Source organism: Staphylococcus sp. HMSC13A10 (assembly GCF_001808005.1).
In the GTDB taxonomy this organism is placed as follows: domain Bacteria; phylum Bacillota; class Bacilli; order Staphylococcales; family Staphylococcaceae; genus Staphylococcus; species Staphylococcus pasteuri.
The window spans coordinates 63,749-78,415 of the sequence record NZ_KV791884.1; the positions used below are offsets into that span (position 1 = coordinate 63,749).

The 14,667-nt window shown below is 32.3% G+C and carries 14 protein-coding genes; 1 reads left to right on the forward strand and 13 read right to left on the reverse strand.

The genetic code is table 11. The annotated features are described in order from the left end of the window. Window positions 1-11: 11 nt before the first annotated feature. The 11 genes from aroB to cmk form a co-directional block, all read right to left on the reverse strand. Window positions 12-1,076 carry a 3-dehydroquinate synthase gene (gene aroB, locus HMPREF3125_RS10585; RefSeq protein ID WP_070453796.1) on the reverse strand — a complete coding sequence of 355 codons (1,065 nt, stop codon included), beginning with the start codon at window positions 1,074-1,076 and terminating at the stop codon, window positions 12-14. Window positions 1,077-1,099: 23 nt separating this feature from the next. Continuing rightward, entirely contained in the window at window positions 1,100-2,266 is a 1,167-nt protein-coding gene (gene aroC, locus HMPREF3125_RS10590; RefSeq protein WP_070453798.1) for a chorismate synthase, read from the reverse strand. Between the two features lie 421 nt (window positions 2,267-2,687). Beyond that, the gene (gene ndk / locus HMPREF3125_RS10595) at window positions 2,688-3,137 is read right to left on the reverse strand and encodes a nucleoside-diphosphate kinase (RefSeq protein ID WP_017637965.1); all 450 of its coding nucleotides are present in this window, start codon (window positions 3,135-3,137) and stop codon (window positions 2,688-2,690) included. A 124-nt stretch (window positions 3,138-3,261) separates the two neighbouring features. Beyond that, window positions 3,262-4,221 carry a polyprenyl synthetase family protein gene (locus HMPREF3125_RS10600; RefSeq protein WP_037536644.1) on the reverse strand — a complete coding sequence of 320 codons (960 nt, stop codon included), beginning with the start codon at window positions 4,219-4,221 and terminating at the stop codon, window positions 3,262-3,264. Between the two features lie 20 nt (window positions 4,222-4,241). Further along, window positions 4,242-4,949: a demethylmenaquinone methyltransferase gene (locus tag HMPREF3125_RS10605; RefSeq protein WP_017637963.1), complete on the reverse strand. Its 708-nt coding sequence runs from the start codon at window positions 4,947-4,949 to the stop codon at window positions 4,242-4,244. 2 nt (window positions 4,950-4,951) lie between these two features. Beyond that, a complete protein-coding gene (locus tag HMPREF3125_RS10610; protein WP_070453799.1) occupies window positions 4,952-5,524 on the reverse strand; it encodes a heptaprenyl pyrophosphate synthase subunit A in 573 nt (190 codons plus the stop codon). Between the two features lie 253 nt (window positions 5,525-5,777). Then, a complete protein-coding gene (locus HMPREF3125_RS10615; protein ID WP_001043863.1) occupies window positions 5,778-6,050 on the reverse strand; it encodes an HU family DNA-binding protein in 273 nt (90 codons plus the stop codon). A gap of 171 nt (window positions 6,051-6,221) precedes the next feature. Further along, window positions 6,222-7,220 carry an NAD(P)H-dependent glycerol-3-phosphate dehydrogenase gene (locus HMPREF3125_RS10620; RefSeq protein ID WP_070453801.1) on the reverse strand — a complete coding sequence of 333 codons (999 nt, stop codon included), beginning with the start codon at window positions 7,218-7,220 and terminating at the stop codon, window positions 6,222-6,224. 19 nt (window positions 7,221-7,239) lie between these two features. Then, window positions 7,240-8,550, reverse strand: a complete 1,311-nt coding sequence (gene der / locus HMPREF3125_RS10625; protein WP_017637960.1) for a ribosome biogenesis GTPase Der — start codon at window positions 8,548-8,550, stop codon at window positions 7,240-7,242. A 173-nt stretch (window positions 8,551-8,723) separates the two neighbouring features. After that, the gene (gene rpsA, locus HMPREF3125_RS10630) at window positions 8,724-9,902 is read right to left on the reverse strand and encodes a 30S ribosomal protein S1 (RefSeq protein WP_070453803.1); all 1,179 of its coding nucleotides are present in this window, start codon (window positions 9,900-9,902) and stop codon (window positions 8,724-8,726) included. Between the two features lie 269 nt (window positions 9,903-10,171). Then, window positions 10,172-10,831 carry a (d)CMP kinase gene (gene cmk / locus HMPREF3125_RS10635; protein WP_017637958.1) on the reverse strand — a complete coding sequence of 220 codons (660 nt, stop codon included), beginning with the start codon at window positions 10,829-10,831 and terminating at the stop codon, window positions 10,172-10,174. A gap of 76 nt (window positions 10,832-10,907) precedes the next feature. Here cmk and HMPREF3125_RS10640 point away from each other — a divergent pair, with 76 nt between their 5' ends. After that, complete coding sequence (locus HMPREF3125_RS10640) at window positions 10,908-11,882, forward strand: asparaginase (protein ID WP_070453806.1); 975 nt, start codon at window positions 10,908-10,910, stop codon at window positions 11,880-11,882. Between the two features lie 54 nt (window positions 11,883-11,936). Here HMPREF3125_RS10640 and ypdA read toward each other — a convergent pair whose 3' ends face one another. Further along, window positions 11,937-12,923 (reverse strand): bacillithiol disulfide reductase YpdA, encoded by a 987-nt coding sequence (gene ypdA, locus HMPREF3125_RS10645; RefSeq protein ID WP_029055321.1) that lies wholly within the window; start codon window positions 12,921-12,923, stop codon window positions 11,937-11,939. 192 nt (window positions 12,924-13,115) lie between these two features. Beyond that, a complete protein-coding gene (ebpS, locus tag HMPREF3125_RS10650; protein WP_070453808.1) occupies window positions 13,116-14,591 on the reverse strand; it encodes an elastin-binding protein EbpS in 1,476 nt (491 codons plus the stop codon). Window positions 14,592-14,667 lie beyond the last annotated feature (76 nt).

Here is a 14,667-nt window from a genome sequence, read left to right on the forward strand (position 1 = left end):
CATTTATTCACCTACTTTATTTTTGATTGAAGTTCGTTAAATGCAGCTAAGTGTGTAGATTTGTCTACATGTTCTACAACTGCATGACCTAATGATTTCATTAGTACCATTTGAATGCCATCTTGATTATTCTTTTTATCTAAAAGCATATATTGATAAATATCATCGAATTCCAATTCTTTTATAATATTAATTGGATATCCTAGTGATTCTAAATAATTAAGATAATGATCAATATCAAATGTGGTTTGTAATATTTGATTAGACACAATAAATTGATAAACAATACCTATCATAACAGCATGACCATGTGGAATTTTATATTTATATTCTATAGCATGGCCAAATGTATGCCCTAAATTTAAAAACTTACGCATACCTTGCTCTTTTTCATCATTCACAACGATATTTAACTTTGTTTCGATACCTTTATAAATATACGTTTCAATATCATCTAATGACGCTAATACTTCTTTATTAGGAAAATGTTGTTCGATATTGCTAGTGTCTTCTTGACCATTCAGTAATGCGTGTTTATAGACTTCTGCATAACCACTAAGTACTTCACTATATGGTAATGTTGTTAAGAAATCTAAATCATAAATAACAGCTTTAGGTCGATAAAATGCACCTATTAAGTTTTTACCATGTTGAGAATTAATTCCAACTTTACCACCAATACTTGAATCATGGGCTAAGATAGTTGTTGGTATTTGTATAAATGACACACCTCTTAATACACTTGCAGCTATAAATCCTGCAAAGTCACCTGTTGCGCCTCCGCCAATAGCGATAATTGCTGTATTTCTCGTAATTTTAAAGCTTAAAATATGTTCGACAATTTCATGGAAGTAATTAAAAGATTTCGTTTGTTCACCTGATGGGATGATTATTTTATGAGCGTTATTCACACTAATAAAGTAATCTATTTTATCTTTGAAATGTTGATACACTGTTTCATCAATGATAAAAAATGACTGATCATAAGATTGAGTGAAATCATGTAGTTGATTAATAGCACCATGCTCAACAATAATTGGATAATTGTTATCTTGATAAGTTGTATTTAACTTCATATTTATTCACCTGATTTAAATGATTAGAATTCGATATTTAACTGTCGACGTTCTGCGATTTGTGCTTTTAGTTGATCAATGTGATTAGCTTGGAATTCTTCTAATAATGCTTTAGCTAATTCAAAAGCTACGGCATGTTCGCAAACAACGCTTGCTGCTGGAACAGCACAACTATCTGAGCGTTCAATCGTTGCTTTGAAATCTTCTTTTTTGTTGATATCTACTGAGTTTAATGGTTTATATAATGTAGGAATAGGTTTCATTACACCATTAACAATGATAGGCATTCCGTTTGACATACCACCTTCAAATCCACCTAAGTGGTTTGAAGCTCTATAGTATCCTTGAGTTTCGTTATACATAATTTCGTCTTGAATTTCGCTACCAGGCTTTTCAGCGGCTTTAAATCCTTCGCCAAAGCTAACTCCTTTAAAGGCATTAATACTTACTACACCTTGAGCTATACGACCATCTAATTTTCGATCATAATGAACATAGCTTCCGATTCCTACAGGCATATTTTCTGCCATTACTTGAACCACGCCACCAATTGAGTCGCCTTCTTTTTTAGCTGCATCAATTTTATCTCTCATTTGTTGAGCAATATCTTCATTAATAACTCGAACGTCATTTTTATCGATATTAGATTTAAATGTCTCAGCATCGTATAGACCTTCATCTTTTATGCCGCCGATTTCTACAACACGACTATATATATGAATATCTAATTGAGCTAATAATATTTTAGAAACAGCACCCACTGCTACACGAGCAGCTGTTTCTCTAGCTGAAGAACGTTCTAAGACGTTTCGTAAATCTCTGTGGTTATATTTCATTCCGCCAACAAGATCAGCATGTCCTGGTCTTGGTTTAGAAATAGTACGTTTCATATTTTTTCGTTCTTCTTCACTAATTGGTTCAATACCCATGATATTTCTCCAATGAGTAAAATCATCGTTTGTTACGACTAGTGTAATCGGGCTTCCTAGTGTATAGCCATTTCTTACACCTGAAACAATCTCGATAGCGTCTTTTTCAATTTGCATACGACGGCCTCTACCATATCCGCCTTGTCGTTTAAACATTTCTTTATTAATATCTTCAGCTTTAATTTCTAAATTAGCTGGAACACCTTCAATTATTACTGTTAGTTGTGGGCCATGTGATTCTCCTGAAGTTAAATATCTCACTAAAGCACACTCCTTTCCTTTTAGTTCTTTTATGAATTATTATATGTGTTTAATAATATCACAATCAATAAATCAATATAAGTTTATCGAGCTAACGTCATTTTTATTACAAATCAAAAATATGAGTTTAAGATTTATTTCTAAATGAAATTAATTGATTGATAACAGATGATATTATTTTGTACAAGTTTTGATTGAATTATAATTACTTGCATATTATTTTGTTAAAGAACCAAATAAAAAAATGATAAAGTACCACTTCCTAAATTGGGTTAGTGATATTTACGCATTAGTTTTAGCTAAGGTATTCAATAAGTTATAACTAATGCAACAACTGCCAATATATAATTGAAGCCTGAGACATTGATTTATGTCTCAGGCTCTAAGGATAAAATGAATTACTTTTTTAAATTTTATTTTTTTATTCGTATAACCAAGCATCTCTAGGAGATTCATAAGTATTTACTTCTTCATCATTAAACCATAAACTAATTTCTCTTTGAGCAGATTCCACTGAATCAGAACCATGAATGATATTTCTACCAACTGTTAAACCTAAATCTCCTCTAATAGATCCAGGAGTAGCATCAGATGGGTTTGTGCTTCCGATGATATGACGAGAAACCGCTACAGCATCTTCACCTTCAACAACCATTGCAAAAACTGGTGCAGAAGTAATGAAAGAAATTAAATTGTTGTAGAAAGGTTTACCTTCATGTTCGCTATAATGCTTTTCAGCTAATTCTTGTGGTACTTGCATTAATTTGCCACCTACAAGTTTTAATCCTTTGTTCTCAATACGAGAAATTATTTCTCCGATAAGATTTCTTTGTACTGCATCTGGTTTAATCATTAAAAATGTACGTTCCACTTTGTGTTGTCCCCCTGTAATTTAAAATAACAAGCTTCTGAAGTATGTATAAATTAACTTGTCCGCTAATTATAAAGTAGCTAACTTATATACTACCAATTAATTAAAGCGCTTTCAAGCTGATTTACACATTTCTAGAACCCATTTTTTTAATTAACTTTTTAAATAAGTTTCGGGCTTGATTATCATCTAATTCATCAATTAGATTGAGCGCTTTATTCAAGTATTTTTCACTTATATCTTTTGAAACTTGAATATTATTTGAATTGCGTATAATATCTATACATTTTTCAAATTCTTCTTTATTACTGTCTCTATCTAAGTGAGCAATCATATCTTTGAAAGATGCATTATCTCTCATTTCAAGCAAAACTGGCAATGTGATGTGACCATTCATCAAATCGCTACCTACAGGCTTACCTAATTTCTTTTCAGTGCTAGTAAAATCGAGTATATCGTCGACAATCTGAAAACTCATTCCGATGTAATGACCAATCATTTTTAACTTTCTAATTGTTTCTTTGTCAGATTGAGACGTAATAGCACCTACTTCTGTAGCTAACTGAATTAGTAAAGCAGTTTTACGGTTAATTCTTCTTAAATAGTTAGTAATCGTTTGTTCGCTATTGAATTGATCTTGGAATTGGAATAATTCACCACGACATACGTCCACGATAGATTCAGATAAAATTTCATGAACACGTTGGTCTTTAATTTCTGATAAATGTTGTAAACCTAACGCAAGTAAGAAGTTCCCTGTGATAATCGCTGTTGTTTGGTCCCATTTCTTAGAAATTGTAAGTCTTCCACGTCGTTTATCACTTTTATCGATAACATCATCATGGACTAATGTTGCCATATGAATGAGTTCTAATGCTACAGCCACTTTATACGTATCTTCTGAAACGCCTTCTTCTTTACCGAACTGGCTACTAAGAATGACGAAAGCTGGTCTAACACGTTTTCCACCTGAAGAAAGTAAATGAAAAGCGGCTTCTTCAAGTACTTTATCATTACTATGAATTGATTGTTCTAAACGCTTTTCAACTTTTTTTATTTCATTGTTCATGTTTAACTTTGCCACGTTAATCACCTTTGGTCGTATCATTTTTGTTTATAGCCAAGGTGCATTGCAGCAACGCCACCTGTGAAGCTACGTACTTTTATGTTATTAAATCCTGCTTGTTGAAATAGTCGTTTTAATTTTTCTTTACCTGGAAAATCAAAAGTAGATTGTTGTAACCATTCATATTCTTCTTTTGATTTAGCGAATAATTTACCAAAGATTGGCATCACAAATTTAAAATATAAACGATATACTTGTTTGAATACAGGTAATGTTGGTTGACTCGTTTCTAAGCATACAACCATACCGCCTGGTTTAAGTACACGATTCATTTCTTTTAATGCGCCTAAATAGTCTGGCACATTTCTTAAGCCGAATCCGATTGTGACATAATCGAATGAATTATCATCAAATGGTAAGTTCATGGCATCTCCATGGACTAAATTAATATTGTCCATATTTGATGTTTTTTCTTTTCCTACTTCTAACATGTTTTCACTGAAATCAATACCAGTTACTTCTCCTTCAGGACCTACAGCTTTACTTAAAGCGATTGTCCAATCAGCAGTACCACAACATACATCAAGGGCTTTACTCCCTTTTTTGACTGACATTTCTTTCATAACATGTTTTCTCCACACTTTGTGTTGTTCGAAACTAATAATGTTATTAAGTCTATCGTATTTTTTTGAAATATTTTGGAATACTGTATGAACTTGTTCTTTTTTAGCGTTATTTTCAGCCATCTTTAATTACCTCTTCTTTTATCTAGCGTTTGTTTGATGTCTTTCATAATTAGATTAACACGTTCTTTATTATAATTTTTTAAATATGATGGATAGTAGTCATGTACATCGTCATATAAAAAGTCATATATCTGAGTTGCATTTCCTTCATTATTAAAATGAGTTAACGTAATATATGGGAATAATGTTTCAATTTTAAAAATTGCGTCACTCGCTTCTTCATCAGTTAATACATGTTGATGTAGTGAAGATTTAAGCTCGCTCACTTCAACAATAGCTTTACTCATTGCTAGTTGATATTCAGGATCATTTATTTCAGCTAGTATAGTATAGAAATGTGCACTTAATAAATCTCCAACTAGAATAGAATGCTTTGATAAACGATTGTTAGATATGTCATCTAGATGTTTCATCGAAGTGTCGATTGTGAGGCAAGCTAACTTTGCTTTTTCAGGTAGTGAGCATGTGTCTAAAAATTGACCCAACTTTTCATTGATTTGTATGGTTTCATAATCAACTATACCCTTAAGCCTTTGCTTAATATCTATATTTAATTTGCTTACAGTAATTTCCATGTTCACACCTCACGATATTATCACTATTTATATTAACATTATATATCAAAAAATTAAATATTAGAGTCCCTTCTCATCTTTATTAGATTACAGAATTTATACTTATGTAAAAAGTAACGCTTTTTATGTATTATATGATTATGTATTTGGAGTTATGTTAAATAGTTAATTAATTTTTCTCTTTTTGATAGAGAACTAAATTTTTATTTTATACAAAAAGAAAAAAGCCCTCGAAGGGCTTTTTTAAGTAAAATTATTTTACTGCATCTTTTAATGCTTTACCAGCTTTGAATGCTGGAACTTTACTTGCAGGAATGTCGATTTCTTTACCTGTTTGAGGGTTACGGCCTTTACGAGCAGCACGCTCACGTACTTCAAAATTACCGAAACCGATTAATTGTACCTTTTCACCTTTAGCAAGTGAGTTTTGGATAGATTCAAAAACAGCGTCTACTGCTGAACCAGCTTCTTTTTTAGTTAAATCAGCTTGTTCTGCAACTGCATTGATTAAATCAGTTTTATTCATTATGAATTCACCTCCTGAGGTTTGATAATGATATCATTATATCATTATGGTTAGACTTTAACACACTGATTACTGTCACCGCAACGATTTATATATTAAAAACCTTAAAATAATACGATTAGAATTAATTTTTTTGGAAAACACATCAATAAAGTGTAAAATGACACTTTATTATTCTGATTTTTTGTCTCTACCCATTAATTCTTTAATACTTTCTTTAACAGGAACATCCTCGAATAACACTTTGTATAATGCTGTAGTGATTGGCATATCAACATTAACTTCTTGTGCTAAATAATAAACAGATTTAGTTGTATAAATTCCTTCAACTACCATTTTCATTTCTTCAAGTGCTTCATCTGTTGTTTTACCTTGGCCTAATTTATAACCTAATGTAAAGTTACGAGAATGAGTTGATGTACAAGTTACAATTAAGTCACCTATGCCACCTAAACCTAAGAATGTCATAGGATCGGCACCTAATTTTTCTCCTAAGCGACTAATTTCAGCTAAACCACGTGTCATAAGAGCTGCTTTTGCATTATCACCAAATCCCATTCCAGCTACGATACCACTTGCTACTGCAATGATGTTTTTCAATGCGCCACCTAGCTCAACACCGACTAAATCATTATTTGTATATACTCTTAAATAATCATTCATAAATAAATCTTGAATTAATTTGCTTACTGCTTCATCTTTTGATGATGCTGCCACAGTTGTAGGTTGTTTGATAACAACTTCTTCAGCGTGACTTGGTCCTGATAATACACCAATACCTGCATTGTGTTCAGGAGAGATTGAATCTTCCAACATTTCAGATACACGTTTGAACGTACCATTTTCAATACCTTTTGCAACATGAATAAAAGTCTTTTTAGTAGTTAGTAATCCATCGATTTTACTAGCAACTTCTCTCATTGCTTTAGTAGGTAAAGCCATTAAATATATATCTGCAAAATCTACAACTTTGCTTAAATCTGTACTGGCTTTAATAGATGGATCTAGTTTTGCTTCTTTTAAATAATTTTTATTCATATGATGTGTATTTAATTCTTCGACGTTTTCGTCATTTTTACCCCACATTAGTACATCATGGCCATTTTGTGCTAATACATTGGCTAATGCTGTACCAAAACTTCCCATACCAAATACTGATATTTTAGTCATATTAATATTCCCCTCCGTTTTAATTTCTTTTTCTTGGAATGATATGAACAGGTGTACCTTCAAATCCAAAGGCATGTCTAATTTGATTTTCAAGATAACGTTTATAAGAAAAATGCATTAATTCAACGTCATTAACAAATACAACAAATGTTGGCGGTTCAATCGCAACTTGTGTTGTATAAAAGACATTTAGTCTTCTACCTTTATCTGTTGGAGTAGGATTCATTGAAATTGCATCAGTCACTACTTCGTTTAATGTTGAACTTTGTACACGTTTTTTATGATTTTCACTTGCCTCTTTAATATAAGGGAATAACGTTTTCAATCTTAATTGTTCTTTAGCTGAGACAAAGGCAATTTGTGCGTAGTCTAAGAATTGGAATTCTTTTCTAACGTCTTCTGTAAATTTCTTCATCGTTTTACTGTCTTTTTCTACTGTATCCCATTTATTAACAACAATGACGATTGCTTTACCTTCTTCATGCGCATATCCAGCGACACGTTTATCTTGTTCAATAATACCTTGTTCTGCATCGATAACAACTAAGACGACATTTGAACGTTCAATTGCTTTTAATGCTCTTAAGACTGAATACTTTTCTGTAGATTCGTATACTTTACCTTTTTTACGCATTCCAGCTGTATCTATTAACACGTAATCTTGACCGTCGAATGAATATTCTGTATCGACAGCATCTCTTGTAGTACCAGCAACATTAGAAACAATGACACGTTCTTCACCTAAAATGGCATTGACTAAACTAGATTTCCCTACATTTGGGCGACCAATAATTGATAAACGAATTGTATCATCATCGTATGGGTCTTCTTGTTCTTCACCAAAGTTTTCAACGACGGCATCTAATAGATCACCTAAACCTAAACCGTGCGAACCTGAAATTGGATAAGGTTCTCCAAATCCTAAAGAATAAAAATCATAGATGTCGTTACGCATTTCTAAGTTATCTACTTTGTTTACTGCGAGAACGACAGGTTTTTTACTTTTATAGAGCATTTGTGCTACCATTTCATCGCTTTGTGTTAATCCTTCTCTAACATTAACCATAAATACGATAACGTCCGCTTCGTCGATGGCTATTTCTGCTTGTGCTCTAATTTGTGTTTGGAATGGTGCATCTCCTATTTCAATACCACCTGTATCTATAATATTGAATTCATGAGTTAACCATTCACCTGATGAATAGATTCGGTCTCTGGTTACACCAGGCGTGTCTTCAACGATAGAAACACGTTCGCCGACTACTCTATTAAAAATTGTAGATTTCCCTACATTAGGCTTGCCTACAATTGCTACTATAGGTTTAGTCATTTGTTAACTTCCTCTCTTTCTTAATCTCTATAATTTTATCACATGCAAGCACTGATTCAAAATACGTTTGTAACAAACGACTAAATATATTAAATAATACTTGAGAAGATGTAAAAAAACACTCCAATTAAAGAGATAACTCTAATTGGAGTGTAAATATAATTTATTGTTTATTAAAATTTAAGGTCTTTAAATTTATCACCAAAGACATCACCTAAAGTAGGGTTATCTTCCTCAGTATCTTTATTTAAATAAGATTGTGTTGTAGAAGCATCGCTTTCAACTACATCTTCGTTTGGTAAAGTAGCTTTGATAGATAATGATACACGTTCATTATCTTCATCAATACCTAAGATTTTAACACTAACTTGTTGACCTGGTTCTAATACTTCACCTGGTGTACCAATGTGCTTATGATCAATTTCTGAGATATGAACTAAGCCTTGTACTCCAGGAGCAATTTCAACGAATGCACCGAAGTTAGCTAATCTTACAACTGTACCTTCGATAACGTCATTTTCGTGGAATTGACCTTTAATTTGTTCGAATGGTGTTGGTAAAGTATCTTTGATTGATAATGAAATACGTTCAGTATCTTTATCAACTGATTTTACTTTTACTTTCACTTTTTCGCCAACTGAAACAACCTCTTCTGGAGATTGAACATGTTGATGTGATAATTCAGAAACGTGAACTAATCCATCTACACCACCAATATCAATAAAAGCACCAAAGTTTGTTAAGCGAGCAACTGTACCTTCAATCACGTCTCCATCATTAAGTGATTCTAATAATGATGCTTTTTTAACGTCATTTTCAGCTTGTTCAACAGCTTTACGGCTTAAGATTACACGGTTATTTTCAGGATCTAATTCTTCAACTTTAATTTTGATTGTTTGTCCTTCAAAGTCAGAGAAATCTTCGATAAAGTTTGTTGAAATTAATGAAGCAGGTACGAAACCACGTTGTCCTACATCGACAACTAATCCACCTTTCACAACTTCTGTTACTTTAGCTTCAATTATTTCATTGTTATCAAGTTTTTCTTGTAAATAGTCATATGATTTTTCAGTTTCAAGTTGTCTTTTAGATAAAATATATGCACCTGAATCATTTTCTTCATCAAATTCAATTTTCGTTACATAGGCTTCTATTTCATCGCCTTCTTTAACTACTTCATTAGGTTTTTCAATATGATGTGTGGATAATTGGCTAATAGGGATTATACCATTGTATTTTCCACCATTAATATGCACAACTACTTGTTTATCTTCAACCTGTTGTACTTCTCCAGTGACTTTGTCACCTTCTTTAATATCTTTAATCATTGATTCGTTGAATTCTTCAGTCATCTTGTCTGCCTCCTTATACACTACATAAGTATAACATCTTACAAACTGACTGAATTGTCAAGAAATTCCCCTTTTACACTTTAAGAAACTTTATGTTGATTTCATAGATGCAATTAAAAAGTGAATTTTTTAAATAAATTTCAATTTAAAGTTGAAGATGTATATTTATAGTGTTTATTTATATTAAGATTCAATCTAATTCTATTATAAGGGATAATAAAAGCTATATAAACGTTTCTGCTTATAACGTTTACATAGCTTTCAGTTAATTATTTAATTTGATCAACCATTTTTAAAATTTCGTTAGTTACTGTTTCAATAGATTTACCTGTTGTATCTAATGTAACGGCATCATCAGCTTTTCTTAGTGGTGAAATCTCTCTATTCATGTCATAGTTATCTCGTTGTTCAATTTCAGTTTTTAATTGTTCCAAGTTTGACTCGATGCCACGTAATTCATTTTCTTTTTGACGACGTTCAGCGCGTTCCTCAACAGAAGCAATCATATATACTTTTAGTTCGGCATTTGGAAGTACAACTGTACCGATATCTCTTCCATCCATAACTATACCTTTTTTAGCAGCTAAGTCTTTTTGCTTTTTAACTGCAAATGATCTAACTGGTTCTTTTGAAGCGACATATGAAACGTTGTTAGTAACATCATTTTCTCTTAAATAATCTGTTACATCTTCATTATCAAGCATCACACGTTGGCCTTTTGTTTCGTCATAAGTTAATTCTAATGTTGTATTTTTAATCAGTGCTTCAAAATCTTCTGTTTGGTTAGTACGTATATATTTGTATGTAATTGCTCTATACATAGCACCAGTATCTACATAAATCATAGAAAGCTTACTAGCAACTTGTTTAGCAATTGTACTTTTACCTGCAGCTGCAGGACCATCTAAAGCAATATTAATTAAACTCATTATCGAAATACCTACCTTGTTGTTTGATGAATAATATTTTATCATAAATATGTATTTTATTAATAGGAGGAAAAGTATGAAACGTCTACTTGTTATTCATACCGGTGGCACAATCAGCATGTCACAGGATAGTTCTAATAGAGTTATTACAAATAAAGAAAATCCGATTTCACAACATCAAGATATCATTAAACAATATGCACAAGTAGATGAGATTCATCCTATGAATGTACCATCTCCACATATGTCTATACAACATGTGAAGCAATTAAGAGATATCATTGTAGAAGCTCATCATGATAAAGACAATTCATATGACGGATTTGTCATTACTCATGGAACAGATACTCTTGAAGAAACTGCATACCTTTTAGATTTATTATTAGATATAGAGGAACCAGTTGTCATTACAGGTGCTATGAGATCTTCCAATGAAATAGGTTCTGATGGTCTATACAATTTTATTTCAGCGATTAGAGTGGCCTCTTCTGCAAAATCTCGTCGTATGGGTGTTATGGTCGTATTTAACGATGAAATACATACAGCACGCAATGTGACTAAGACACATACATCTAATACAAATACATTCCAAAGCCCTAACCATGGCCCATTAGGTGTACTAACAAAAGATAATGTACAATATCACCATCATCCTTTAAGTCATACAAGTTATCATAATATAAATCCTGGCTTAAATGTCCCACTCGTTAAATCATACATGGATATGCCAAGTGATATATTTAAATTTTATGCATCACAAGAAATCGATGGTTTAGTAATCGAAGCTATGGGACAAGGTAATCTTCCACCTACTTGTTTAGATGGACTAAATGCCTGCATAGATAAGAATATTCCTATCGTCATGGTATCTCGCTCATTTAATGGCATTGTAAGTCCAGTTTATGCCTATGAAGGTGGCGGGTATCAACTTGCTGACAAAGGGTTAATATTTTCTAATGGGTTGAATGGACCTAAAGCACGGTTGAAATTATTAGTGAGTTTAAGTAATGAACTTGAACGACACGATATTAGACAATATTTTGAAGAGTAAAATAAAAAATAATGGCGTAGAATTGATTTGATACTATCAATCTACGCCATTTATTTATGATTCTAAAGGTGTTTGCTTTTTAGCAAGAATACTTTGTGTTATTAAACCACCATGATATTTACCATTTTCTATAAAGATAGTATTGGCATCGTTGCCTGCTGCAATTACTCCGGCAATATAACAGTTTTCAACATTTGTTTCGTATGTTTCGCGGTTATATACGGGTGCAGTGCCGAATTCATTCGTATTAATATCTATTCCGATAGATTTTAAGAATTCATAGTCAGGGTGATAACCTATCATAGCAAATACATAATCATTAGGTATTTCAATAGTGTTACCATCTTTTTCGTAAACTACTTTATCCTCTGTAATTTGAGTTACATTGGCATTAAATTCCATTGTAATTTTTTCATGATTGACTAGTGATTCAAAATTAGGAAGAATCCACGGTTTAATTGCTTTAGGATAACGATCTCCTCGATATATTACAGTGACATTTGCGCCAGCTTTTTCCAATTCTAAGGCTGCATCTACAGCAGAATTTTTACCGCCTATAATGACTACATTTTGGTCGAAATAAGGGTGTGCTTCTTTAAAATAATGACTTACTTTTGGTAAATCAGCACCTTCAACTTCTAATGTATTATGCTGACCATAATATCCTGTCGCTACAGTTAAAAATTTACATTCGTACACATCTTTAGTAGTTGTAATTGTAAATCGGTTATTCATCTTTTTAACAGTTAATACTTCTTCAAATGGATTAATATTTAATTGATGATGTTTAACTACTTCACGATAGTATACTAATGCTTGGTTTCTATGTGGTTTACTTTGTTCAACGATGAATGGTACATCGCCAATTGATAATTTATCGCTTGAAGAAAAGAATGTTTGATGTGTTGGATAATTGTAAATAGCTTCAACAACATTACCTTTTTCAATAACTAATGTTTCAATACCTTTTTTCTTTTGTTCAATGGCTGCACTTAAGCCACAAGGTCCACCACCAATGATGATACTTTCTATTTTTTGCATGTCATACGGCCTCCTTTAATCACCAAACTATTATATCAGTTATGATCTATTTACGCGAAGTCCTTGATTAAGAAAAATTTATAATTTTAGTGACGTTTTAAGAAATGGAAAATAAATGATTTTGGATAAATAAAAAAACTGTGAGCAATGATTTAACATTACTCACAGTCTATAAATGGTTATAAATAAAACCTATGGTATTACTAATGTTTGACCATCATGGATATCATTACCACTTATACCATTTGCTTGTCTAATTTTTTGTACATTGGCTGGTGAACCACTGCCATAATATTGAATTGCAATTCTGTATAAGTTCTCTTTACCATTAACAGTATGTGTTTGTTTACCTTGTTGGCTATTACTGCTTTGACTATTATTTGATTGTTGACCGTTTTGTTGAGAATTTTGACTTTGGCCATTTTGGTTATTGCTGCTATTTTGACTATTTGTAGCTTGAGAATTAGCACTATTACTATCATCATTTGAGCTATTACTACTTGAGCCATTGTCGTCTGAATCTGAATCAGATGCTGAATTACTATTTGAAGAATCATTTGATGTTGCTTTATCTTTATCAGAATCACTTGATTTATCTTTGTCTTTAGAGCTATCTTTATCTTTATTGCTATCTTTGTCTTTGCTTGTATCATTATTTTTCATGCCGTCTTTGCTGTCTTCATTAGCTACTTTATTATCATTATTTCCACTATTGTTGTGGTTATTTAAAGCCATACCAGCAAAAATAGCTATAGCACCTAATATTAATACAGCAGCGATAATTGGTAAGATAATCTTCATGAAGCCGCCTTTTTTCTTACCATGATTATTATCATCATGGTCATGATCATCATTATGATTGTTATCATGGTCATGATCTTTTGCTTCATTTTTATCATGATGATGTTTAGCTAACCCAGCGGCACCAGCAGCGCCAGCAGCACCTGCACCTACTGCAGCAGCTTTTTTACCTTTGCCTGATTTTTCGTTATCTTTTTTAGTTTCGTTGTTATCATCTTTATGATCATGTTTGTCATCATGCTTATCATCGTGTTTTGAATCATGTTTGTCATCATGCTTATCATTTTTATTGTGCTGATGTTTAGCTAGTCCGGCAGCACCTGCAGCGCCAGCAACCCCAACGCCTGTTGCAGCTGCTTTTTTACCTTTATTATCTTTTTTATCTTGATGGTCAACATCTTCATGACGAGTATCTTCATCTTTATGACTACGTTTTAATGTTTCGTCTTGTCGTGAGTCTTTGTCAGATTCGTGGTTTGAAGTATTGTCATGTGTTGTTTCTTGTCTGTGATCATTATTTACTGTTTGATGCTCTTGTGATTTGCTTGAAACATCCTTAGATGAAGCATCATAGTTTTTGTTGTCTCCGTTATGTAATGATGTATCATCGAATCTATCATCTAATGAGCCATCTTGGTTAGAACTAGTTTGTGATTCAGATTGACGATTATTATTTGTAGCGACATCTCTACGACGTTTACGTCTCTGCGCATTTCTTGGTGGGAATTGTTGATTCGCTTTTTCTTCTACTTTGTCTGTAGGTTTGTCTTCATGATGTTCGTTTGAAGATGTCTGTTCTTTATGATCTTCTGAGTCTATAGATTGACGATTCTTTTCAAAATCATCTTTGAAGTTATTATTAGACACATTCATCATCCTCTCTATTTTAATTTTGTTTTGATACATAAACTATACCCACAAAATAAATGATTATGTATGTTAA

Excerpts from the sequence above, each read along its gene's own strand:
- aroB (WP_070453796.1), bottom strand. The coding sequence starts at position 1,076 with ATGAAGTTAAATACAACTTATCAAGATAACAATTATCCAATTATTGTT.
- HMPREF3125_RS10605 (WP_017637963.1), bottom strand. The coding sequence starts at position 4,949 with ATGGCTGAAAATAACGCTAAAAAAGAACAAGTTCATACAGTATTCCAA.
- HMPREF3125_RS10610 (WP_070453799.1), bottom strand. The coding sequence starts at position 5,524 with ATGGAAATTACTGTAAGCAAATTAAATATAGATATTAAGCAAAGGCTT.
- HMPREF3125_RS10615 (WP_001043863.1), bottom strand. The coding sequence starts at position 6,050 with ATGAATAAAACTGATTTAATCAATGCAGTTGCAGAACAAGCTGATTTA.
- HMPREF3125_RS10620 (WP_070453801.1), bottom strand. The coding sequence starts at position 7,220 with ATGACTAAAATATCAGTATTTGGTATGGGAAGTTTTGGTACAGCATTA.
- der (WP_017637960.1), bottom strand. The coding sequence starts at position 8,550 with ATGACTAAACCTATAGTAGCAATTGTAGGCAAGCCTAATGTAGGGAAA.
- rpsA (WP_070453803.1), bottom strand. The coding sequence starts at position 9,902 with ATGACTGAAGAATTCAACGAATCAATGATTAAAGATATTAAAGAAGGT.
- cmk (WP_017637958.1), bottom strand. The coding sequence starts at position 10,831 with ATGAGTTTAATTAATATTGCTTTAGATGGTCCTGCAGCTGCAGGTAAA.
- HMPREF3125_RS10640 (WP_070453806.1), top strand. The coding sequence starts at position 10,908 with ATGAAACGTCTACTTGTTATTCATACCGGTGGCACAATCAGCATGTCA.
- ypdA (WP_029055321.1), bottom strand. The coding sequence starts at position 12,923 with ATGCAAAAAATAGAAAGTATCATCATTGGTGGTGGACCTTGTGGCTTA.